Raw genomic sequence first — 20,845 nt, 5'->3', positions numbered from 1 at the left:
TGTCACTCATCGTCGTGGTCCTCCTCGAACCGGTCGCCGTACACGCGCTCGAAGTTCGGAGCGGTCGAGTGGCGGGTCTCCCTCGGCACCGTCGAGAACTTCGCCGGGTTCCCCGTGCCCGGCCGAGCCGACGGCACCGTCGAGTACGCGGTCGGGTTCCGGGAGTCGGGCTGGTTCCGGGACCGCTCTGCCTGCTTCAACTCGTTTTCCTCCCTGGCCTGCTTCAGTTGGTTGCGGGTGTCCAGCAACTTCTCGCGAAACGTCTCGACGCTGTCGGCGAGTTCGGTCTGTAGTTTCGTCTGGTACGCGACCGTCGGTACCTCGTCCCGGTCGCTGACGCCGAGTTCGTCCGCGTCGACGTCGAGGAAGTCGTCCTCGTCCGCCGACGAACCGTTCGAGTCGTCGTCCATCGTCTCGCCGACCTCTTCGACTGCCTCGGTGAACTCCCGGCTCTCGCGCCACACCTCGCGAACGTCGGTCGAGTTCCAGAGTTCGCGGAGCTTGACCGCCGCCAGTAGTCCCCGGAGGTCGACCGCTTCCCCGACGTCGCCCTTCATCGCCTCCGGCAGGTCCTCGTAGTCGATGGCCTCCGTCAGGTCGGCGTGGTCGACCGCGTCGCTGAGTTCGCGCAGGTCGACCTCCTCCAGCAGTTCCCCGGCCTCCTCGACGACCTCCCAGAGGTTTTCCGCTTCGGCGGTTATCGTCTCGAACGAGTCCGAATCCGAGTCCTCGAACATCGATTCGAGGCGTTCGATGCCCGACCGAGCGCTCTCGTCCAGTTCCTGCAGACGGTCGCTATCCATTCTGGGGGACTCCCTCGATTCGGAACTGCAGCACGCCGTTTGTGAACGATGCGTCGGTCACCTCGCCGTCCCAGTCGAGTTCGAATCGCTTCACGGGGTCGTCCCCATCGCGAATCACGACCTCGTTGGTCGCCGGGACGCGGGCCAGGGAGAGGTCGTCTGCCGCAACGTCCGGCAGGTCGACCGTCACGACCACGTCGCCGTCCTCCTGGCGGGCGTCAGTCAGGTACCGCTGAGGCCGTGGTCGAGTCCGACGTTCGCGGCCGTCTCGGCGCGACCTCGACTGCTCAGACGCCTCCCCGCGACGCGGCCGAGAGCGGTTCTTCCGGATGGAGTCGATACTGACCCCGTAGTTGATTCGCGTGCCGGGGTCGTCTCCGACACGCGCACGTAACGTATCGTCGTCGGCCAGTCTCGACGCGAGTCGAGCTAGCCCTTGGAGGATTCCTGTCATCGTTTCACCTCGACCTTGCCGTTCCGTAGTCGCTCACGAACTTCTTCGGCGGTTTCGAGTTGCGCTTCCAGGTCCGCTTTACGGCGCTCGTACTCCCACTCCGGGCGCTCGCCGAGTTCGTACAGGAGTCGATTCTCCTTGATTTCGTCCTGGATGGCTTCCACGTCGTACATCTCCTCGACGGCCATCGCGTGGAGGATGTCGAGAAGCGAGACGAACGGCTTGACGAGCAGGTCGTCGACGAGTATCATCGCTGTGCTCCGACGCGAATATCCACGAAGTTGTACGGTGCGAACGGTCCGGTGTACTGGACCGTGAGACCGTCGTACTCCTCGCGCACGTCGGCGACTACTTCGTCGAACGCCTCGCGGTCCTCGTCGGCCACGAGATACGACCGGTTCAGCAGGAGACGGTCGCTGAACAGGTCGTCGTCCGTCTCCCCTTCGCTCACGGCCGACAGACGGTCGCCGACCTCCTGACGAATCTCGTCCCGAGGGAGGTCTGCGTCCTCGTCGACGACGAGTTTCACGCCGAGTTCCACGGTCCCCTCCACGTCGTTGAGTGCTTTCGTGAACGCGCGTCGGCCGCCGCGAAGGACACTCTTCAACGTCCGTGCGTCCTCGAACGCCATCCCGAACTGCATCGGGACGACGCTATCGACGTCGTCCGATTCGAGGACTCGACGAAGTATCTCGTCGTGGGCCTTGCTGTCTTCGTCCGTGCGCTCGGGGTCGGTCGTGTCGATGTCGGAGACGACGGCTGAAAGGCTCCGATAATCGACGGTGTACACCCTCTCCGCACCGCCGACCGCATCCGCGTCGAACTCGACATCGGTCTGCTCCACGACTCCGTACACGTATAGATTGGGGCTGCTCATCGTTGGTGAGGAGTACGGACTCTTCCCTTCGCAGTTGGATACGTGCACTAATAAGTTGTTTGGCGGGCCGCCGAGGTTGTTCCCAGACGGTCGTACGGGTAAAAAGGGCTTGCCCTAGCAGCCTGAACCGGTAATCGATAGCTGTCCCACTTGCCAATAGCGTAACCATGTCACGAGCGGAACCCAACGCGTCGAGTCTCGCCGAGGTACTGGACCGCATCCTGGACAAAGGCGTCGTCATCGACGTCTGGGCCCGCATCTCCGTCGTCGGTATCGAAGTGCTCACCGTCGAGGCCCGGGTCGTCGCGGCGTCGGTGGACACCTTCCTCCACTATGCGGAAGAGATATCCAAGATAGAGAACGCCAGCGCCGCGGACGACCTCGACTACCAGGAGATGGAGGTGGAAACGTCGAGCTGACGAGTCGCGCCGCCACACCGCCGCGCGTTCCATCGCGTCCGCGGCGGACTGCCCGCCGACGTCGCCGCGACCGTATCGGTCGAGACGGCGCTAGTTCCGGACCGCATCGCCGAAAGCGATGACGGAACGACCGAGGAGGTCCGTCGTGTCGAGCGTCGCGGTCGACCACCGCCGCGGCGATCCGGCATCCCGAACGAGGGCCTCCCTCGACGGCGGCGGAGAGACGGCCGAGGCGCCCTCAACCGTTCGTCCGTCGGCCGTCGACGTTCACCGTTTCCGGAACTCCGCTTGTTTCTACGATTACAGCTCGTCCGCCTACAACGCGCGATTTCCTCACGACACGCCGTCGATACTCCGCCGAAATCCCGCAGAACCGCCGTCTAAGAGAGCCGTCGGGGCGGTCCGAGCGCCGAACCTCGACCTGGCGTAATCGAGCGTTTATCGCTCTGCGGTGTCATTAAAAAGAGGCTTGCACTATCGGCCCCAATCGTCAAATACGTGTGGACCAATTTTTCTGACACAAGGTGAGTATAGCCTATGTCACGAGCGGAACCCAACGCGTCGAGTCTCGCCGAGGTACTGGACCGTATCCTGGACAAAGGCGTCGTCATCGACGTCTGGGCCCGCATCTCCGTCGTCGGTATCGAAGTGCTCACCGTCGAGGCCCGGGTCGTCGCGGCGTCGGTGGACACCTTCCTCCACTACGCAGAAGAGATATCCAAGATAGAAAAAGCCGAGGCCTCGGAGGACCTCCAGTATCAGGAACTGGACGTGGAAGCGTCGTCGTAAGATGACCGAATCCTCGCACGACCGGCGAACGCGCGGTCGCCAGATTCGGACGCCCCGCAAGCAGAAAGAGAACAGGAGAGGAAAGAAGGAACTGGAAGACCGCGACGACGCCTCGCCCGACCTCGGAGATGGCTCGGAACTCGCGCCCGACCCGTTCGTCGAAACGGAGGCAGTCAGCGACGTCCGCGAGCGCGTCGGACACTGGTTGTCGGTCGGTCGACCGGTCCATCTCGTCGGGCCGACGGGGTGCGGCAAGACCGCGCTCGCACTCCACGTCGCCGCAGAGCGCGACCGACCCGTCGTCCTGGTGAACGGCGACGCCAGCCTCCGAACCGCCGACCTCGTCGGCGAGTACGGCGAACGCGAGCGGTACTCGGTCCGCGACGAGTTCGTCCGTGACGTGGTGAAGCGCACCGACGTCGAACGAGACCGCTGGGTGGACAACGCCCTGACGACGGCCGTCAGGGAGGGGGCGACGCTCGTCTACAACGAGTTCTCCCGGACGAAACCCGCCGCGAACAACGTCTTCCTGTCGATGTTCGAAGAGGGGGTCCTCGAACTCCCGGGAAAGCGCGGCGAGGACAGATCCGTCGACGTCCACCCCGAGTTCCGCGCCATCTTCACGTCGAACGACGCCGAGTACGCGGGCGTTCACGAGCCACAGGACGCACTGCTGGACCGGCTCGTCGGCGTCTATCTGGACTACTACAACGCCGAAACCGAACGCGAGATAGTCGCGGCGCGCGTCGAGGACGCCGACGCGGACCTGGTCGAGACGGTGGTCGACGCCGTGCGCGCCGTCCGGGCGCAGCTCGACGTGACAGTCGGAACGCGCGCCGCCGTCATGGCCGCCGAGGCCGTCGCCGCGCTCGAACGGGGCGACGAGAGTGCGGACGACGACGCGGTCGTGCAGTGTTGCGTCGACGCGATGGCGTCGAAGACCGCGACGCGGGGCGAAATCGACCCGTTGCGTGAGACGGTTCGGGAGGTGATCTGACGTGGCCGAAGTAGCCGACGAGCAGGCGACGGGCGACCAGGAGCAGTGTCGCGCACTCACCGCCGACGGCGAGCGCTGCTCGAACGCGGCGGGCGAAGACGGATTCTGTCACCTCCACGGGCCGGACGACGAGACGATAGACGACGGGTTGTACGACGACGTCCTCGAAGAAAGTTCGACCGCCGACGAGGACGACGCGGACGACGCGGAGAGCGGGTCGCCGAGCTCCGAGACAGAAGACGACTTCGGCGTGATGGCGGTCCGCGACCGGGTTGAGACGGCGGCGAACGAGCTCCTCAGAGAACCCCTCGACCGCATCATCGAGATAACGGCCGACGAAGACGGCTGGCAGGTCTTCGTCGAGGTGGTAGAGCGCAGCGCTGTACCGGACACACAGGACATCCTGGGCCAGTACAGCATCACCGTCGACGAGTCGGGAACCATTACTGGTTATCGGCTCAGCGAGCGATATCGACGAGGAGACGATCGAGAGCACTGACCTTTCTTTTCTTAGATACTGCGGTGGACTGTACGCATCGGAGAACAGTTGTAACGTATCATCGTTCGGTCGAGTTCCACGCCAGTAAGCTACATCTTCGCAATCGTACTGGCCAGAAACCACAGGAGATAGAAGGTACACACGGTCGTTCATGAGAGAGCTTCATATCCGAATTCCTGACGAACGTCTCGACGATGTCACATCGATCCTCGATGATTACGGTGGGGATTTTACGACGATAACCGGAAACGAGGGTGACACTCTCGTTCTGTGTCCGATCCCAACGGCGGCGGTCTCCCTTATCCTCGATGAGCTACGAGAGGCGGGTATCGACGACGAATCGTACACGGTCCTAACGAAAGCAGAGATCGTCGAGACGCCAAATTTCGACGGCTTCCGGGAACGCCACTCGACCACCGTTCGAAAGCTCGCAAAGGCCGAGCTGCACGAAAAAATCCGAGAAATCCAGTGGCCCTATCAACTGTACTACCTCGGTACCATCTTGAGTGTCATCGCAGCGGCTGCCGGACTTCTACTCGATCAGCCAGCGCTCATCATCGGCTCGATGATTATCGCGCCGCAGGTGAGTTCGGCCCTCGCAGCCCCTACCGGGATTCTCTTGGGCGATTGGAAGCTGTTCGTCGACAGCGTGAAAGAGCAGGCTCTTGGTCTGGGCGTTGCGATCATCGGTGCTGCTGTGTTTGGCTGGCTCGTTCGCTGGACCGGATTCGTCCCTCCAGGATTGGTTCTCCCAGATATCGAGTTGGTCGGCGTTCGCCTCGCACCGACGTTCCTCTCGACGATCGGAGCCGTGATTGCGGGTGTCGTCGGTGCGTTCGGCTACACGACCGAACAATCGACCACGCTCGTCGGTGTCATGATTGCTGCCGCATTGATTCCTGCAGCTGCAGCAACCGGCCTCGCGATGGCGTGGATGGCCCCGCTGTTCGGTATCGGTGCTTTCCTCCTCTTGCTGGTCAACATCCTCGCCATCAATCTCGGTGCCTTTCTGACGTTGCTCGGAATGGGCTATCAGCCCGATTGGCGAGTTGCAGACCACTCCCTTCGCGAGTCGGTACCCTCTGAACACCAAGTGGCCGTCTACGGCATGCTGTTCTTGCTCTTGGTGGTGACGCTCGGCACCGGGTATCTCACCGCAACGAATATCGTCTTCACACAGGCGGTGAACCAGGAGGTGGATCGAACGCTCGACCAACCGGCGTACACCAATCTCTCGCTCTCGAACGTACAGACCACGTACGGCGGGCCGAGCGGGAGAGTCGAACCGACGAACGTGACTGTGCAGGTGAGTCGAACATCCAATCAGGGGTATGCAGATCTCGCAGAGCGGTTAGAAGGGGAGATCGAACGGCGAACGAATCAGGACGTCAAAGTCACCGTCGAGTTCACAGAATCGCAGACGGCCGATTCGACTGCCTCGTCGGCGACGAGACGAGACGTACCATTGACGTACTCGATGCACCGTACTGAGACTGACACAGGTGTTCGAGCCGTCGACTAGGTGAGACCGCTGGACGATCTACGACGGTAGCCGAGGCCTTCCGTTCCCGGCCCGCGCACGCCCGTGGGACCAGAGCGACGGTCGATTTCTGGTCGACGGTCGGTACCCGGCACGGAGTTCGGCGAGGTGCGGTCGTGTCGGCTCGTCGAGAGAGCGTTTGCTGTGGGCTGGTCGTCGTCTTCGGCCGACTGTTTGTTCGGTCGATTCGAGGTGTTGAACCGGTTCGAAGCTCACCCCTGAATAAATGTAAATACCATTAAGTGATTGGTCGGCGTTACTCTCACTGGAGAATCATAACGATGAATGGGGGAAGACACTGGCTATCACGACGGGGTTACGTGAAACGTCTCGCCGGGGCGGTCGGTCTCGCGGGGATGGCTGGATCCAGCCGAGCGCAGCAGGGACAGACGCTCGAAATCGTCCACTGGTGGACGGCGGGCGGCGAGGAGGAGGCGCTGAACGCCCTGCTGGACGGTTTCAAGGAGCAGAATCCACAGGTCGAAATCAACAACAACCCCGCGCCCGGCGGCGCGGGAAGCGCACTGGACGCGGTCATCAGAAATCGAATCGTCAACCAGAACCCGCCGAGCACCTTCCAGATCTGGCCGGGGGAATCGCTGACGCCGTACATCGAGAGCGACGTCCTGGTGGATATCGGCGACAGCGTCTGGGGACAGGGGATGCGTGACGCCTACCTCGAATCGGTCCAGAACGTAGCACGGCCGGCCGGCAACCTCGTGGCGGTCCCGATCAACATCCACCGGCTGAACAACCTCTTCTACAACGTCGAGGTCGTCGAGTCGGCGGGCGTCGACCCGTCCAGCATCGACAGTCCGGACGCGCTCGTCGGGGCGATGGAGACGGTTCAGTCCGAGACCGACGTCATCGGGATGGCCCACCAGACCCAGTCGCCGTGGTCGACGGTTCAACTGTGGGAGACGGTGTTCATCGGACAGCACGGACTGCAGGCGTTCCAGCGGTTCCTGGACGGTAACGCGTCCGATCAGGAAGACCAGATCAAGAGTTCGCTCGAACTCGTTTCACAGTACAGCGAGTTCTTCCCAGAGGACTCCGGGTCGGTGACCTGGGACCAGGCAAACGCCAGGGTCATCGACGGCGACGCCGCGTTCATCCATCAGGGCGACTGGGCGGCCGGCCAGTACAGGGCCCAGGAGGGGTTCGCGTACCAGGACCAGTGGGATTACGTCCCGTTCCCGGGCACGCAAGGGGCCTACTCGATGGTGATCGACTCGTTCGTCTATCCGGACAGCAACCCCTCGCCCGAAGCGACCGAGGCGTTCCTCAACTACTGCGGTAGCGTGGACGCCCAGGAGCGGTTCAACCCGATAAAGGGGTCGATTCCGCCGCGCACCGACGTTCCGGACGACGAGTTCGGGCCGTTCCTCACCCAACAGAAGCAGGACTTCTCGGACTCCGACAGCCAGCCGCTGACCGTGGCACACGGCTCGGGGGTGGACCCCGAGACCAAAACCGCGATCGAGGAGGCGTTCTCCGGGTTCAACGAGCAGTTCAACGTCGACGCCACCTACCAGGGCATCGTCAACGCGTTCAACTGACCTCGACGGGTTTCTTTCCATGGATTCGCTACGGACGCTCGCGCGCCGGCTGCTGACTGCCAGTGACGACCCCGAACCGAGCGCCGACGGCGGAACGACTCCCCGACGACGCGCCACCGTGTGGTCGGTGTTTCGAAGCGGCTTCCTCCGGTCGCTTCCGTTCTGGCTACCAGGGGGGCTGTTCGTCGGCCTGTTCGTGTACGGCGCTATCGGCTGGAACGTCGTCATCTCGCTGACCGACTGGAGCGGTCTCGGCACTCCCGAGTACGATTCGCTCGACCTCTCGACGTACGAGCAGATGGTGTCGGATCCCACGTTCGTCAACGCGTTGGGCAACACGTTAGTGCTGCTCGTGGCGTTCACCGTCGCGTCGCTGGCGGTCGGGCTGACGCTGGCTATCCTCATCGACCGGGGTATCCGGTTCGAGAACACCTTTCGGACCATCTATCTGCTGCCGATGAGTCTGTCTTTCGTCGTGACCGCCATCTTCTGGGCGTGGATGTACAACCCGCGAGTCGGGATGATAAACGTGGGTTTGCGAACGCTCGGCCTGGACTTTCTGACGCGGGCCTGGATCGGCAACCCCCAGTTCAAACTGGCGGCAGTCATCTTCGCGCTGATATGGCAGTTCAGCGGCTACTGCATGGTCGTTTACCTCGCCGGTCTCCGGGGGATTCCCACGGAGCAGTACGAGGCTGCGAGGGCCGACGGTGCGAGCACCTACCGCATGTACCGACGAGTTATCATCCCCCAGCTCCGGGCCTCGACGACCAGCGCTGCCGTCGTGCTCATGGTGTTCGCGCTGAAGGCGTTCGACTTCCTGTTCGTGATGTTCGGAGACACGCCCGGACCTTCGGTCGACATCCTCTCGGTGATGATGTTCCGGCAGGCGTTCTCCTCGACCAACTGGGCGTACGGCTCAGCGATCGCGACGGTCCTGTTCGTCATGGCCCTGGCCGTCATCGCACCGTACCTCTGGATGCAGCACAAGCGGGGTGAGTTATGAGCGGGAAACCGGCAGTCCGGGAGGAGTCCCGATGGTCCAGACTCCGTCGGACGCTCACGGCAGTGAGCGCGCGTCGAGTCGCGCTGTACGCGGTGCTGGTCGCGCTCGTCGGGTTCTACCTCGCGCCGCTCGAAAGCGGTCTGACGACGGCGTTCAAGACCCAGGCGGAGTTCATCAGGACGACGCCGTTCGCGCCGCCGTCCCCCGAGGGGTTCACCGTCCAGCCGTGGGGCAAGGCATGGAACGCACTGGAGTTCGCGATCGTCAACAGCGCACTGTTCGTGGTGCCGGCGACGGTGTTCTCGGCGTTCCTCGGGAGTCTGGCGGCCTACGGCCTCACGCTCATCGACTGGCGGGGGCAGGTCGGAATCATGCTCCTGTTTCTGGCCGGCGTGTTCATCCCGTACCAGTCGGTGCTGGTTCCGCTCACGCGGTTCTGGACGATAGTGGACTTGCGGACGCTGTTCGCGGGAATCGAGCCGCTGGCCTCTCGAACCGACCTGATCGAGTTGACCGTGACTCACACCGCCTACGGAGTGCCGATATGCACGTTGCTGTTCCGGGGGTACTACCAGACGCTCGACGAGGAGATGCTGGAAGCCGCTCGCCTGGACGGTGCGAGCACGGCGCGCATCTACCGGCGAATCGTCCTGCCGCTGTCGAAGCCCATGTTCGCGGTGACGCTCATATACCAGTTTACTAACATCTGGAACGACCTGCTGTTCGCGCTCGTGCTGGTCTCGTCGCGGTCGAACTTCGTCGTGACCCAGGCGTTGAACGAACTGCAAGGATCCTTCGTCCAGCAGTACAACCTACAGATGGCCGCCGCGTTCCTCGCTGCGCTGCCGACGCTGCTGGTGTACGTCCTGTTCGGCGAGCAGTTCGCCGAGGGCGTCGCAGGTGAAACATGACGAACGCTACGCAACCAACGAACGGAGGGTGAGACGATGGCCGAACTAACGCTCGACGGGGTGAGCAAGCACTTCGACGACGGCGGTGACCGAATCGTCGCCGTCGACGACCTCTCGCTGACGATTCGGGACGGGGAACTCCTCGTCCTCGTCGGTCCCTCGGGCTGTGGCAAGTCGACGACGCTACGGATGATAGCGGGGCTGGAAACCGTTCCGTCCGGCGAGATACGGCTCGACGGGACGGTCATCGACGACCAACCGCCGACGACGCGGGACATCGCAATGGTGTTTCAGTCGTACGCGCTCTACCCCCACATGACCGTGCGAGAGAACATGCGCTTCGGACTGGAGGAGTCGACGGACTTGTCCGCCGACGAGATGGACCGCCGGGTCGAGGAGACCGCCGAGATGATGGGCATCGCCGACCTGCTGGACCGCAAGCCGAGCGACCTCTCCGGCGGCCAGCAACAGCGCGTCGCACTCGGGCGCGCCATCGTCCGCGATCCGAAAGTGTTCCTGATGGACGAACCGCTATCGAATTTGGACGCGAAGTTGCGGGCACAGATGCGGACGGAACTCCAGCGACTGCAGGAGGACCTGGGCGTGACGACGGTGTACGTCACCCACGACCAGACGGAGGCGATGACCATGGGCGACCGCATCGCCATCCTGAACGACGGGAAACTTCAACAGGTCGGCACGCCCATCGAGGCGTACCACCGCCCCGCGAATCGGTTCGTGGCCGGCTTCATCGGCGAACCGTCGATGAACTTCTTCGAAACGACGCTGGAGGGCGACACGCTCGTCGGCGAGCACTTCGAGTACCCACTCTCTTCGGAGTCCCGCTCCGCACTGGACGACGTGAAGCAGGTCACCCTCGGCGTCCGCCCGGAGGACGTGGAAATCGTCCGTGACAGGAGCGACGACCCGGGACAGAGCGACCGAGAGAGCGACGGTCACGACTTCCGCACCGTCGTGGACGTGATCGAGCCGATGGGCAACGAGAACAACGTCTACCTCTGGTTCGCTGCCGCGCGCGACGAGGGCCCGACGGTGGAGGGGCAAGCGACGGAAGAGCGCCGAACCTTCGTCGTCACGCTCGGCGGAATGCGAACCGTCGAAGCGGGAGAGGAGGTCGTCGCCCGTATTCCCGAGGAGACGATACACCTGTTCGATGCCGAGACGGGCGAAGCACTACGAAATCGCGTGCTCGATACCTCGGGAGTGTCGATACCAAACCGCTAGTAGTACTCGTCTCTCGTCCCGTTCTCGTTCGTCGCTCGACTGGCCGACGCCAGTGCCAGGAACAGGAGAGTAGCGACGAACCCGACTGCTGACCCACGCCGCCAACAGCGAGCGTTAATCCGGGCCGGTTCGAGCGACGGGTACCTGCCGAGCGCACCTGTCATTAGCGTGGAGGTTATCGGCGCCTGAGCTGATCCAGGAGTTCGGTTACGAGCGAATGCAGTTCCGTATCGGACATCTCCTGCAGCGATGAAGTTTTGTCCGTCTCCTCTTCTCTCGTTTCTTCGTCTTCGCTTCGCCGTTTGCTCCCGTCGTCGTTCAGGTTCTCTTCCGGAGTTGCCGTGGACAGCGCGTTGCTGACTTTCGTTCCTAGCAACCGCCGGGGTCCGGACGTGGCAGTAATGGTTAGCTCGACCTCGTCGAGGTCCACTTCGAGACCGAGGAGATCGAGAAACAATCCCTCTAAATCAAGATAGAGAACTGGTGTTTCTTCCTCACTGGCTTCGATATCCGCGCCGTGCGATTCTTGGCTTATAGGCGACGTCTCTCCCAGAGTGGAATTACCTGCGTTCTCCTCTCCTCCGTCGGTCCAAAGCCGATCCGACTCATCGACCGGTGTCTCTCTCCCGTCAGTGTATTGCCGTGACGTCCCTTTCATTTCTATCCACTGTGTCAACCTTCTTCGAGATATATCTGTGCCAGCGTTCGCGGCCGACACAGAATATCCCCGACCCAGATTACGACAGTCGTGAGACATGCCCTCAGAACAGACAACGTCCGGTCGCTCCCAGATTCCGTCCGTTACTCCTGCTGTCGCGCATCAACTCGATGGTCTGTGAAATGGCGTACACACAGCAGTCTCGGAGTATCGCCGCCAGTTGGTCACCGTACGTTCGAGTTCGGAGGGAGATCCCACGGTGATTTCATTGTTGAAAGACGGTAATCAACGGTTTTAGTTCCTTGTACACACTGTTACCGTAGTGCATTGTAATGGGATTCAGATAGCTCATAAGTGAATTCGACCTTTGTGTCTTTCAAGACTTCTGTCACAGTAGGTAAAAAGAACGTAGTCCTCGTTTTTGTATCGACTGTTAAAATATATTGACCGTTTTTGATGTGGCAATCCGTTAATCCACGATACTACAGTTTCTGGCGAGGAATTGTCCTTCACTGTTCAACTATATATAGTAATCTTATAATAACGTATTATGGTAAGTTATAGTATTCCGATTCTATCTGCGACAATCTCTCTTTATTTCCGACCATACTTCCCTTCTCTTCTGCAATTCTAAATAACGAAGTTTCTATACAAAATCCTCCACTGATACTATTAAGTTTTTTACTTAATTTTAGTGTTGAACGAACCCAACTCGTTTGTTGCTTTTCGCTGAGAAACGACCTTTAGAGAGCGTTGCGTTTGGGTGAACCGCCTCGGGTCACGCCCCGAGGCACTCGGCCTGCTCCGCCTGTAGACTCTGCGATTCCGTATGAGACAGCGTAACCATGAAATAACTGTTCCGTGACTACACGGGTATGAACTACCGAGATTGGTTCGACGAGTTGGACCGTCAAGACTGGTCGACAAATCCCAGCGGGACAGTACGATTCGCTCTGGTAGGCCTGGGCTGGTGGACGACGGACGTTGTGCTTCCTGCCCTCGAATCCTCGGATATCTGTGAAACGACGGTGCTCGTAAGTAGCTCCGAGGAGAAGGCCCAGGATTACGTCGACGATAGCGCTGCAGACGTCGCTCTCACGTACGATGCGTTCCACGAGGGGAGAGCAAGCGAGACGTACGATGCAGTGTACGTAGCGACGCCGAACGCCTACCACCTCGACTACGTGGAGACAGCATCAGAACTCGGGAAGGCCGTCATCGTCGAGAAACCGATGGAGGCAAGCATGGAGCGAGCAAGTCGGCTCGTAGACGTGGCCGAGTCCAACGACATTCCGTTGATGGTTGCGTACCGGATGCACACCGATCCCGTCGTCCGTCGCGCTCGTGAACTCGTTGACGATGGATTCCTCGGTGATCCAGTCCACGTTTATGGAACGAACTCCCAGCGTCTCCTCGAAATCAATCCGAATCACGACCAGTGGCGGCTAGATTCCGATGCCTCGGGATACGGCACCTCCGTCATGGACCTCGGCATCTATCCGTTGAACACGGCGCGATTTCTCCTGCGACGCGACCCCATCGAGGCACGGGCGGAGATGGTTTCCGTGCACGAGGCCTTCTCCGACGTACCGGACGAACGCGCCTCGTTCGTCCTGCGATTCGAAGACGACGTCCAGATGGCCTGTACGACGAGTCAGAACGGCCTTGAGGACACGGAGCTCACGCTCGTGGGCACCGATGGACGTATCGAACTGTCGCCGGCGTTTCACGGAGACTGCCACCTCCACCTCACACGCGACGGAGTCTCGATGTCCCTCGAGATGGAATCGCTGGACGTCGAGCGAGAGATGCGTGAGGAATTCGAATACTTCGCCGACCACGTCCTCTCCGGTCGATCTATAGACGCCGATGGCCGGCACGGGCTGGTCGATCTACGCGCGATCGAGGCGATTCACAAGTCCGCCAGGACCGGTTCAGTCGTCCGAATCCGGGAATAGACGATACGTCACAGCCTCGTGTGGTCGGGAGGTGACAGTGGCTCCCGAGTTGGAAATCCAACCCTCCGTGTAGCCGACTGCGACGTCGTCGACAGTGGTCGTCGGGGCGAAGTAAGCGTACGGTTGACATCCTCCTCGCCCTGAAGGGCGAGGATTCCCACGGCACCGCACCGCTGGGGTGGGATGTTTACGGTTTGTAGCCACCGCGTTGGACGGCTACTGGCTGTGCCAACCAGCCGTTACTCCTCTCCCGGCAGGGAATTCGGAGGTACTTTTGCTGACTGCACCCCGAAGTCCCACCACAGAAAGAGGGTGCTTTCTGTGTGGAATCAGGGAATCCCGATACTGTCCGATTAAGTGGGCGGGCAGGCCGCCTCGGTTGACTAATAGTACGGGATTGGATGACTTAAAACAGCCGTCCTGCACATCGAACGTGGTCTGTGGTGGGGGTGAGGATTTATCCCCGCCGTTTACGGCGGGGCTTTCTCCTCGCACTTCCGTAACGGTCGTCGAACGCCCAGCCGAGGACTCGTGCGACGCCGTCGAACAGAGTCTGGTAGACGAACGATGCACAGAGGTTCCAGCTCTCATGCTCCGGAAGGTCACCCACAGGGATGTCTTCCAGCAGTGTGTCGTCGAAGTTACAGAGAGCTGGCGTCTCCGTCGGCCAGTACGTCGGGTCATCGAGTACGACGGTGACCGTCAGAGCTGTACGGCGACTGCGAGATTCCGTAGAACCGGGTGTCTTCCTACCACAATGAGGGGGTCAAGGAGAAACTGATTAATATGAACATCTTCTAAGTGGTGTGATTATTACGTAACGTTTTATGAACCATGAATTACAGCTCTAGAGTCGTAATCCTTCATTAAACTATTGAAAGTATTAGCACCTATTTTCCTTGTTTACAATGGGGATATAAACGGCGGTACGCGATCCGGTCGATCTCTCGGCGACGAAACGTGGCCGATACGCTACGACCGACCAGTGAGGATTCGACTTCGTAGTGTCGACACCCTGTCCACTGACCATCAATAATTATTTACCAGGCGGTGATAGAGGGTGCAACGGTGGCAAGTACTTGCCACCAGGGCGCCTACATAATGTCACGAAAGAATAGATTAGAGGTTGCGAACGAGGAGGTCGAAGACCGATACGGGGAGTACCTGATGCCGATCTGGAAGAGTCTCAACGTCCCCATCGAGCGCGCGTCAGGATGTGTGCTGGAGGATTTCGAGGGGAACGAGTACCTGGACGTTTTCTCGGGTATTTCGGTAACGAACGTGGGGCACGGCAACGACGCGGTCGTCGAAGCGGCAAAGAACCAGCTGGACAAGCTGGTTCACAGCTGTTCGTACGTTCATCCTCACCAGCAAGCCGGTCGACTCGCTGAACGGCTCGCCGAAGTGACGCCCGGAGATCTCAAGAAGAGCTTCTTCTGTAATTCGGGGACGGAGGCCGTCGAAGGAGCAGTGAAGCTCGCACGGAAGTACACGGGGAGTAAGGAAGTCATCGCCCTCGAAATGGGATTCCACGGGCGAACGCTCGGAAGCCTCGCTCTCACCGGGAACCACTCCTACAAACACGAGATGGGTCCGACGATGAACGACGCGACCCACGCGCCCGCACCCTATCGCTATCGATCCGAGTACCGCGACCTGTCGGACGAAGAGTTCGCGGAGCGGGCGGCTGCCACCGTAGAGCACGTCATCGGGACGCACACGAGCGACGACGTAGCCGCTATCGTCGTCGAACCGATCATGGGAGAGGGAGGAATCGTGGTTCCACCGGCCGGCTGGCTCCAGCAGGTGCAGGAGATCGCCCACGACCACGACGCACTGCTCGTCGTGGACGAGGTACAGACCGGCTACGGTCGAACGGGGAAACTGTTCGCCAGCGAGCACGCCGACGTGACTCCGGACATCCTCACCCAGGCCAAAGGCATCGCGAACGGTCTGCCGCTCGGCGCGTTCACGGCCTCCGAACGAGTGGCAGACGCGTTCGAATCCGGCGATCACCTCTCGACGTTCGGCGGGAATCCGGTGGCGTGTGCGGCGAGCCTCGCGACGATCGACGAACTGCAGGACGGCATCGTCGACGACGCCGCGTCCAAGGGAACGTGGCTCTCGGAGCAACTCGACGAACTGGAGTCCGAGTTCGGCGTCGTCGGTGAGACGCGCGGTCGCGGACTCATGCACGGCGTCGAACTCGTCGACCCGGCCGAAACCGGGCCGAGAGGGGTCGCAGCCGCTCCCGACGCTGCGCTCGCATCGTCAGTGGCGAAGACGCTTCGGGAACGAGGTATCATCATGGGGGTCGGCGGATACTACAAGAACGTGATGCGATTCCAGCCACCGCTCACGATCACCCGGAACCAGCTCGAACGGACCGTCAGTGCGCTTCGGGCAGCCCTTCGGGAGGAGACCACGGATGAGTGATCCAGAGCCCTCGCGCGCCGAGGAATTCCGGCGTGCACACGAGGGTGCCAACGTCGAACTGGCGTACGCCAACCCGAAGACGTTCCTCAAGGCACCGGCCAGAGACGTCACGAACCTCGGTGATGTCGACGCCACCGTCCTCGGAGCGCCGTTCGACGCCGCTGCGAGCAACCGGCCGGGCGCCCGGTACGGACCCGACGCCGTCCGCCACGCGAGCGGCTGGTGGGCGTACCTCTCCGGATACAAGGGTGGGTTGACGAACATGAACACGGCCACTCAGGTCGATTTCTCGGACCTGAACCTCGCCGACTGCGGGGATATCCCCGTCTTTCCGATGGATCGAGAGAAGACCGCCGAGAGCATCGCTGCCCACGTTGCCACCGCCGCGGACCAGGCGTTTCCCGTGATGATCGGCGGTGATCACTACTGCACCTATCCCGCGTTCCGTGGCTTCGCCGAAGGCACCGACGCAGACGACGTCGGCCTCGTCCAGATCGACGCTCACACCGATACGGCCGAGGAGAGTCCCGTGTTCGGCGAACAGTTCCACGGATCGAGCACCCGCCTCATCGCCGAATCGGAGTACAGCGACTACGAACACGTCAGTCAGGTCGGCATCAGAGGATACGAGAGTCCGAACTTCTTCGACTTCGTCGAGGACACCGGCCTCGACCTGTACACGATGCGTGACGTGCACGAGCAGGGTATCACCGACGTCGTAACGGAGGCCGTCGAGGCTGCCGCAGCGGACACGGACGCCGTCTACGTGACGTTCGACATCGACTCCGTCGACCCGGGCGTTGCACCTGGAACGGGGACGCCCGAACCGGACGGACTGAGCGCCCATCAGGCGCTGAAAGTCATGGAGATTCTCGGCACGCACGACGCGGTCGGCGCGGCCGATCTGATGGAAATCGCGCCCGAGTACGACCCGACGAAGGCGACGCAGACTCTCGGAGCGTACCTCCTCGTCACGCTGGTCGAGCGGCAGTTCGCCGAATGAGGCCGGCTACTTTTCCCGTGCCCGGACGGCGGGAAGCGGCTCGAACGTCGACCGAGGAACTAACCCGTACAGCGTTTCCCACGAGTCCGCGTAGCCGTCCTCGACGAGTAGCGAGAGGAGGAGTTCGCCGACGCCGCCGTAGGTCAGCGCTGCGAACTCCCACCCTGGCTTCTCGCTCGGGAACGGCCCCGATTCTCGCGGTTTCCGAATGTCGAGAACGCCACCGAGTCGCTCTCGGGTCTCGATGGTGAGGTCGTTTGCCTCCTCGTATCGCATCAGGGGAAACTCTCGGTTGTCGACGACGAGGAGACTCGGGTCATCACCGTCGATGGCCCGACGGACGTCGGTCCGACCGGCCTCGATGAGGAGACTCACGACGTCGACGGTCGAGCCCTCGCCGCTAATCGCGTCGGTGTATCGGAGGACTGCTCCGCCGTGTTCGCGGAGCACGTCCCCGTCGTGTGGAAACTGCTCCGGCTCCGGGTCGGGATGGTATTCGACGATTCCGGCCGTCTGCAGTTCGACGTTGATGCCGCGAGAGAGCAGGACGCCATCGAGAGTGATGCTCGATGGGGCGAAGATACGGGCCGAGTCGGATTCCGCAGACTCCGCCGGTTCGTCCTCGACGGCGATCGGAACCGGAGCGAGGGGCGAGTCCGTCAGTGGGGCCAACGTTTCGAGCGCGTCCGAGAGTCGGCCACGGGACACGGTAACGCTAGAGGCGATGACCTCGCCGGTGTCCTCGATCGGGTCGTAGGTCACCTGGCCGGTGAGCATCGCGATTCGTTCGCGGACGTGTTCGAGGCGGCCGTTGATGTGGCCGCGCTGGAGTTCGGAGCGGCCTTTCTCGGTCAGGCGTCGACCCTTCCCCGGAAGTTTCTCGGTGAAACCGGCATCGTCGAGATTGGAGAGCGTCAGTCGGACCGTGCGCCCTTTGATGGAATAGCCATGCCGGTGCAAGAGGTCGACGAGCCGAAGACTACCGATGGGTTCGTGGGCGTCGATGAGCCGGAGGAGGTCGTAGGCTCGTCGGTCGAGAGTCTCAGACATGCCAGTACGACGGTGTTACCTGCCGATAAACGTGTTCCTTCCGCTGGTAGTTCGATTCGGTAGATTCGTGATTTCAGAGAAGTTTCGCAGACGATTGCAAAGAGTTAAATATTAAATGTGGCATGGTCATTCCATGGCAGTGTCCGTCATTGACACGGGAGTCCTCGTACTGTACATGCTCGGCATGATCGGCGTCGGGTACTGGGGATACCAGAAATCAGATTCTCTCGACGATTATCTCGTCGCCGGGAGGAACATCCCTCTCTGGATGTACGTCCCGGTCATGTCGGCGGTCATCCTCGGCGGAGCATCCACCATCGGCGGCGGCGGACTGGGATATCAGCACGGCGTCTCGGGCGCGTGGCTCGTAATCTCGCTCGGAGTCGGCACCATCGCCCTCGGACTACTGATCTCGACCAACCTGGCGAACCTGAAAGCGTATTCGCTCGGTGAGATCCTGGAACGCCGCTTCGACAAGTACTCCGGTACGGTTGGCGCAGTCATCGCCGGCGTGTATGCACTCACGATCGCCATCACCCAGACTATCGCCATCGGGAAAGTCCTCGGGGCGCTCTTCGGGTTCGAGCAAAACACGATGATCCTCGTCGGCGGACTCATCATCATCGCCTACACGTCACTCGGCGGAATGCTCACCGTGACCATGACCGATTTCGTCCAGTGGTGCATCATGACCGTCGGCATCTTTCTGCTGGCCCTCCCCCTCGGTCTCAGTTCCGTGGGCGGAATCTCGGGCCTCACGGCCGAACTCGATCCGACGTACTTCGACCCGACTGCGATCGGGTGGCAGACGATTACCAGCTACTTCCTCCTGTACGTCCTCGGGATAATGATCGGCCAGGACATCTGGCAGCGGGTGTTCACCGCGGAAAGCGCCGAAACGGCCCGGAAAGGAAGTATCGCTGCCGGCGTGTACGCGATCATCTACGGAATCGCGACGGCGTTCCTCGGCGCTATCGCGCTCGTTCTCCTTCCGAACCTGCAGGACCCCGAACTTGCGCTCCCTCGGATGATCTTGGAGGTCGTCCCCGTCGGATTGTCCGGACTCATCCTCGCCGGATTCGTCTCCGCGATGATGTCGACCGCAGACTCCGCCCTGCTCGCCTCCAGTACCCTCTTCACGAGCGACATCTACAAACGGTTCGTCGACTCGGACGCTTCGGACGAGACCTACTCGCGCGTCTCCCGGATCGTCATCCTCGTCCTCGGGGGCATCATGATCTACGCTGCGATCGCGATCGGCAACGTCGTTCAGGCGCTCATCCTGGCGTACGACCTGCTCACCGGCAGCATCTTCGTCCCCATCTTCGGGGCGTTTTTTTGGACGCGTGCGACCTGGCAGGGAGCGCTCTCGTCCATCGCGGTCAGCGCAACTGTCGTCGTCTACACTCTCTGGATGCAGGGCTTCTCTTCGAACCTCCCCATCATCTACGGCTTGACCGCGAGTTTCCTCACCTTCACTGTAGTGAGCCTGCTCACGGGGCCACCCACCCAGGAGAAAGTCCGCGAGTGGATGCAGAACCTGGATTCGGCTCCCTCAATGGACTGAATCATCCCCGTCCGTCTCGTCGTAATGTTGAGTAGCTACGGACAGCTTCGAACTCCGACGATCAGCGAACCGTTCGGCGAGTTGCTCATCCGAGCCTACCGCATCTGTGTCTGATTTTGACGGTACTGCCAGCGAGGTCGCTGGAGTCGGGCGATGTTGCTTGGACCCGTACGTGCCACCTCGTTCATTATTGGAATGTGAGTCAATCCGATTGTTCGAGCATGTGTACTTCAGCTTCTGACTGCGCCGGGAGGCCACCGTTGATAGCGATCAGACCGACCCCGAGAAGGATCCATCCGACGATGATACCCCATTCGTACGGCCACGCGAGGGCCAACGGCGACCCCGGGAGATACAGCGTCACGAAGAACAGAGAGAGGAGGAGTGCGACGCCGCCGATAAACCGTCCGGCAGGGAGCCGGAACGGACGGTCCATCTCTGGTTCTCGTCGCCGGAGAACGAAAAACGAAATCACGACCATCACCCAGGCGATGACGAGTCCGAATCCGCCGGCGTTCACGACCCATACCAGCATCTGTTCGCCGAACAGGGGAGCCAGTCCTGCGACGAAGCCGACGAGTAACACGGCATTTGAGGGCGTATTGTACTTAGAGTGGACCCGCGCTAACTGGTCGGGAAGCATGTGGGATTCGGCGAGGGCGTAGATCGCTCGGCTCGCCCCGAGGATGAATCCGTTCCAGCTCGTGAGGATTCCGGCGAGACCGGCCAACGCCATCACCGTCCCGGCGACGTCACTTCCGTAGACGATAGCCATCGCTTTTGCCGCTGGAAGAGTGCTGTCAGCCAGCGTCGCGGTCGGGACGGAACTCCCTGCAGCCCAGATCACAGCGATGTAGAAGAGCGCTGCGAAGGCGACGGATACGCTGATAACCATGCCGAGGAACCGCATCGATACGTCTGCCTCTCCGGCAGTCTGTGGGACGACGTCGAATCCGACGAAGAAAAAGGGAGTCATCACTGCGACTGCAAAGATGCCAGTAAACTACCCCACCCTACTCACTCACGGCTTTGCCGTTCGCTTCGTTGAGGGTGGGGCTTTCGCGTGGACTCCCG

At 61.3% G+C, this 20,845-nt stretch carries 21 protein-coding genes; 14 read left to right on the top strand and 7 right to left on the bottom strand.

What is annotated here, in order from left to right; translation table 11 throughout:
* Positions 1 to 2 precede the first annotated feature (2 nt).
* The 4 genes from ACRYA2_RS09915 to ACRYA2_RS09900 are packed head-to-tail and all read right to left on the bottom strand — an operon-like array spanning position 3 to position 2,134.
* Positions 3 to 803 (bottom strand): hypothetical protein, encoded by an 801-nt coding sequence (locus ACRYA2_RS09915; protein WP_433627180.1) that lies wholly within the window; start codon positions 801 to 803, stop codon positions 3 to 5.
* A complete protein-coding gene (locus ACRYA2_RS09910) occupies positions 796 to 1,257 on the bottom strand; it encodes an Hsp20/alpha crystallin family protein (RefSeq protein WP_433627178.1) in 462 nt (153 codons plus the stop codon). Before ACRYA2_RS09910 ends, ACRYA2_RS09915 begins: the two co-directional genes overlap by 8 nt.
* On the bottom strand, positions 1,254 to 1,508 hold the full coding sequence (gvpG, locus tag ACRYA2_RS09905) for a gas vesicle protein GvpG (RefSeq protein WP_433627176.1): 255 nt from the start codon (positions 1,506 to 1,508) through the stop codon (positions 1,254 to 1,256). The genes ACRYA2_RS09910 and gvpG overlap by 4 nt, the downstream gene beginning before the upstream one ends.
* Entirely contained in the window at positions 1,505 to 2,134 is a 630-nt protein-coding gene (locus ACRYA2_RS09900) for a GvpL/GvpF family gas vesicle protein (protein WP_433627174.1), read from the bottom strand. The genes gvpG and ACRYA2_RS09900 overlap by 4 nt, the downstream gene beginning before the upstream one ends.
* 167 nt (positions 2,135 to 2,301) lie before the next feature.
* Between ACRYA2_RS09900 and gvpA (ACRYA2_RS09895) the strand changes: the two genes are divergently transcribed.
* From gvpA (ACRYA2_RS09895) to ACRYA2_RS09850, 10 genes are all read left to right on the top strand, one after another.
* Positions 2,302 to 2,553 carry a gas vesicle protein GvpA gene (gvpA, locus tag ACRYA2_RS09895; protein ID WP_433627171.1) on the top strand — a complete coding sequence of 84 codons (252 nt, stop codon included), beginning with the start codon at positions 2,302 to 2,304 and terminating at the stop codon, positions 2,551 to 2,553.
* 145 nt (positions 2,554 to 2,698) lie between these two features.
* Positions 2,699 to 2,983, top strand: a complete 285-nt coding sequence (locus tag ACRYA2_RS09890; protein ID WP_433627169.1) for a hypothetical protein — start codon at positions 2,699 to 2,701, stop codon at positions 2,981 to 2,983.
* Between the two features lie 107 nt (positions 2,984 to 3,090).
* On the top strand, positions 3,091 to 3,342 hold the full coding sequence (gvpA, locus tag ACRYA2_RS09885; protein ID WP_433627166.1) for a gas vesicle protein GvpA: 252 nt from the start codon (positions 3,091 to 3,093) through the stop codon (positions 3,340 to 3,342).
* Position 3,343: 1 nt separating this feature from the next.
* On the top strand, positions 3,344 to 4,339 hold the full coding sequence (gene gvpN, locus ACRYA2_RS09880; protein WP_433627163.1) for a gas vesicle protein GvpN: 996 nt from the start codon (positions 3,344 to 3,346) through the stop codon (positions 4,337 to 4,339).
* 1 nt (position 4,340) lies between these two features.
* On the top strand, positions 4,341 to 4,838 hold the full coding sequence (gvpO, locus tag ACRYA2_RS09875) for a gas vesicle protein GvpO, halophile-type (protein WP_433627160.1): 498 nt from the start codon (positions 4,341 to 4,343) through the stop codon (positions 4,836 to 4,838).
* A gap of 151 nt (positions 4,839 to 4,989) precedes the next feature.
* The gene (locus tag ACRYA2_RS09870; RefSeq protein ID WP_433627157.1) at positions 4,990 to 6,360 is read left to right on the top strand and encodes a TIGR00341 family protein; all 1,371 of its coding nucleotides are present in this window, start codon (positions 4,990 to 4,992) and stop codon (positions 6,358 to 6,360) included.
* A 338-nt stretch (positions 6,361 to 6,698) separates the two neighbouring features.
* Positions 6,699 to 7,937 carry an ABC transporter substrate-binding protein gene (locus tag ACRYA2_RS09865; RefSeq protein WP_433627154.1) on the top strand — a complete coding sequence of 413 codons (1,239 nt, stop codon included), beginning with the start codon at positions 6,699 to 6,701 and terminating at the stop codon, positions 7,935 to 7,937.
* A 19-nt stretch (positions 7,938 to 7,956) separates the two neighbouring features.
* Positions 7,957 to 8,943: a carbohydrate ABC transporter permease gene (locus ACRYA2_RS09860; protein WP_433627152.1), complete on the top strand. Its 987-nt coding sequence runs from the start codon at positions 7,957 to 7,959 to the stop codon at positions 8,941 to 8,943.
* Positions 8,940 to 9,854 carry a carbohydrate ABC transporter permease gene (locus ACRYA2_RS09855; RefSeq protein WP_433627150.1) on the top strand — a complete coding sequence of 305 codons (915 nt, stop codon included), beginning with the start codon at positions 8,940 to 8,942 and terminating at the stop codon, positions 9,852 to 9,854. Before ACRYA2_RS09860 ends, ACRYA2_RS09855 begins: the two co-directional genes overlap by 4 nt.
* A 36-nt stretch (positions 9,855 to 9,890) precedes the next feature.
* On the top strand, positions 9,891 to 11,099 hold the full coding sequence (locus tag ACRYA2_RS09850; RefSeq protein WP_433627148.1) for an ABC transporter ATP-binding protein: 1,209 nt from the start codon (positions 9,891 to 9,893) through the stop codon (positions 11,097 to 11,099).
* A 175-nt stretch (positions 11,100 to 11,274) separates the two neighbouring features.
* Here ACRYA2_RS09850 and ACRYA2_RS09845 read toward each other — a convergent pair whose 3' ends face one another.
* On the bottom strand, positions 11,275 to 11,757 hold the full coding sequence (locus ACRYA2_RS09845; protein WP_433627146.1) for a hypothetical protein: 483 nt from the start codon (positions 11,755 to 11,757) through the stop codon (positions 11,275 to 11,277).
* 875 nt (positions 11,758 to 12,632) lie between these two features.
* On the opposite strand from ACRYA2_RS09845, the gene gfo6 reads away from it, so the two are divergent.
* The 3 genes from gfo6 (at position 12,633) to ACRYA2_RS09830 (ending at position 17,154) form a co-directional block, all read left to right on the top strand.
* Entirely contained in the window at positions 12,633 to 13,715 is a 1,083-nt protein-coding gene (gene gfo6 / locus ACRYA2_RS09840; RefSeq protein WP_433627144.1) for a D-xylose 1-dehydrogenase Gfo6, read from the top strand.
* A 1,101-nt stretch (positions 13,716 to 14,816) separates the two neighbouring features.
* Positions 14,817 to 16,151 carry an aspartate aminotransferase family protein gene (locus ACRYA2_RS09835; protein WP_433627142.1) on the top strand — a complete coding sequence of 445 codons (1,335 nt, stop codon included), beginning with the start codon at positions 14,817 to 14,819 and terminating at the stop codon, positions 16,149 to 16,151.
* The gene (locus ACRYA2_RS09830) at positions 16,144 to 17,154 is read left to right on the top strand and encodes an agmatinase family protein (protein WP_433627139.1); all 1,011 of its coding nucleotides are present in this window, start codon (positions 16,144 to 16,146) and stop codon (positions 17,152 to 17,154) included. Before ACRYA2_RS09835 ends, ACRYA2_RS09830 begins: the two co-directional genes overlap by 8 nt.
* A 6-nt stretch (positions 17,155 to 17,160) precedes the next feature.
* Here the strand turns inward: ACRYA2_RS09830 and ACRYA2_RS09825 are convergent, their stop codons facing one another.
* Positions 17,161 to 18,204 (bottom strand): NrpR regulatory domain-containing protein, encoded by a 1,044-nt coding sequence (locus tag ACRYA2_RS09825; protein ID WP_433627136.1) that lies wholly within the window; start codon positions 18,202 to 18,204, stop codon positions 17,161 to 17,163.
* A gap of 133 nt (positions 18,205 to 18,337) precedes the next feature.
* Between ACRYA2_RS09825 and ACRYA2_RS09820 the strand changes: the two genes are divergently transcribed.
* Positions 18,338 to 19,771 carry a sodium:solute symporter family protein gene (locus ACRYA2_RS09820; protein WP_433627133.1) on the top strand — a complete coding sequence of 478 codons (1,434 nt, stop codon included), beginning with the start codon at positions 18,338 to 18,340 and terminating at the stop codon, positions 19,769 to 19,771.
* Between the two features lie 202 nt (positions 19,772 to 19,973).
* On the opposite strand, the gene ACRYA2_RS09815 is transcribed toward ACRYA2_RS09820, so the two are convergent.
* Positions 19,974 to 20,765 (bottom strand): APC family permease, encoded by a 792-nt coding sequence (locus tag ACRYA2_RS09815; RefSeq protein WP_433627767.1) that lies wholly within the window; start codon positions 20,763 to 20,765, stop codon positions 19,974 to 19,976.
* Between the last annotated feature and the right edge of the window lie 80 nt (positions 20,766 to 20,845).

Source organism: Halomicrococcus pelagicus (assembly GCF_050954125.1).
The sequence above is the reverse complement of the archived record's forward strand: the minus strand, read 5'-3'. Positions and strand labels throughout refer to the sequence as shown.

Excerpts from the sequence above, each read along its gene's own strand:
- ACRYA2_RS09915 (WP_433627180.1), bottom strand. The coding sequence starts at position 803 with ATGGATAGCGACCGTCTGCAGGAACTGGACGAGAGCGCTCGGTCGGGC.
- ACRYA2_RS09910 (WP_433627178.1), bottom strand. The coding sequence starts at position 1,257 with ATGACAGGAATCCTCCAAGGGCTAGCTCGACTCGCGTCGAGACTGGCC.
- gvpG (WP_433627176.1), bottom strand. The coding sequence starts at position 1,508 with ATGATACTCGTCGACGACCTGCTCGTCAAGCCGTTCGTCTCGCTTCTC.
- ACRYA2_RS09900 (WP_433627174.1), bottom strand. The coding sequence starts at position 2,134 with ATGAGCAGCCCCAATCTATACGTGTACGGAGTCGTGGAGCAGACCGAT.
- gvpA (WP_433627171.1), top strand. The coding sequence starts at position 2,302 with ATGTCACGAGCGGAACCCAACGCGTCGAGTCTCGCCGAGGTACTGGAC.
- gvpA (WP_433627166.1), top strand. The coding sequence starts at position 3,091 with ATGTCACGAGCGGAACCCAACGCGTCGAGTCTCGCCGAGGTACTGGAC.
- gvpN (WP_433627163.1), top strand. The coding sequence starts at position 3,344 with ATGACCGAATCCTCGCACGACCGGCGAACGCGCGGTCGCCAGATTCGG.
- ACRYA2_RS09870 (WP_433627157.1), top strand. The coding sequence starts at position 4,990 with ATGAGAGAGCTTCATATCCGAATTCCTGACGAACGTCTCGACGATGTC.
- ACRYA2_RS09860 (WP_433627152.1), top strand. The coding sequence starts at position 7,957 with ATGGATTCGCTACGGACGCTCGCGCGCCGGCTGCTGACTGCCAGTGAC.
- ACRYA2_RS09855 (WP_433627150.1), top strand. The coding sequence starts at position 8,940 with ATGAGCGGGAAACCGGCAGTCCGGGAGGAGTCCCGATGGTCCAGACTC.
- ACRYA2_RS09850 (WP_433627148.1), top strand. The coding sequence starts at position 9,891 with ATGGCCGAACTAACGCTCGACGGGGTGAGCAAGCACTTCGACGACGGC.
- ACRYA2_RS09845 (WP_433627146.1), bottom strand. The coding sequence starts at position 11,757 with ATGAAAGGGACGTCACGGCAATACACTGACGGGAGAGAGACACCGGTC.
- gfo6 (WP_433627144.1), top strand. The coding sequence starts at position 12,633 with ATGAACTACCGAGATTGGTTCGACGAGTTGGACCGTCAAGACTGGTCG.
- ACRYA2_RS09835 (WP_433627142.1), top strand. The coding sequence starts at position 14,817 with ATGTCACGAAAGAATAGATTAGAGGTTGCGAACGAGGAGGTCGAAGAC.
- ACRYA2_RS09830 (WP_433627139.1), top strand. The coding sequence starts at position 16,144 with ATGAGTGATCCAGAGCCCTCGCGCGCCGAGGAATTCCGGCGTGCACAC.
- ACRYA2_RS09825 (WP_433627136.1), bottom strand. The coding sequence starts at position 18,204 with ATGTCTGAGACTCTCGACCGACGAGCCTACGACCTCCTCCGGCTCATC.
- ACRYA2_RS09820 (WP_433627133.1), top strand. The coding sequence starts at position 18,338 with ATGGCAGTGTCCGTCATTGACACGGGAGTCCTCGTACTGTACATGCTC.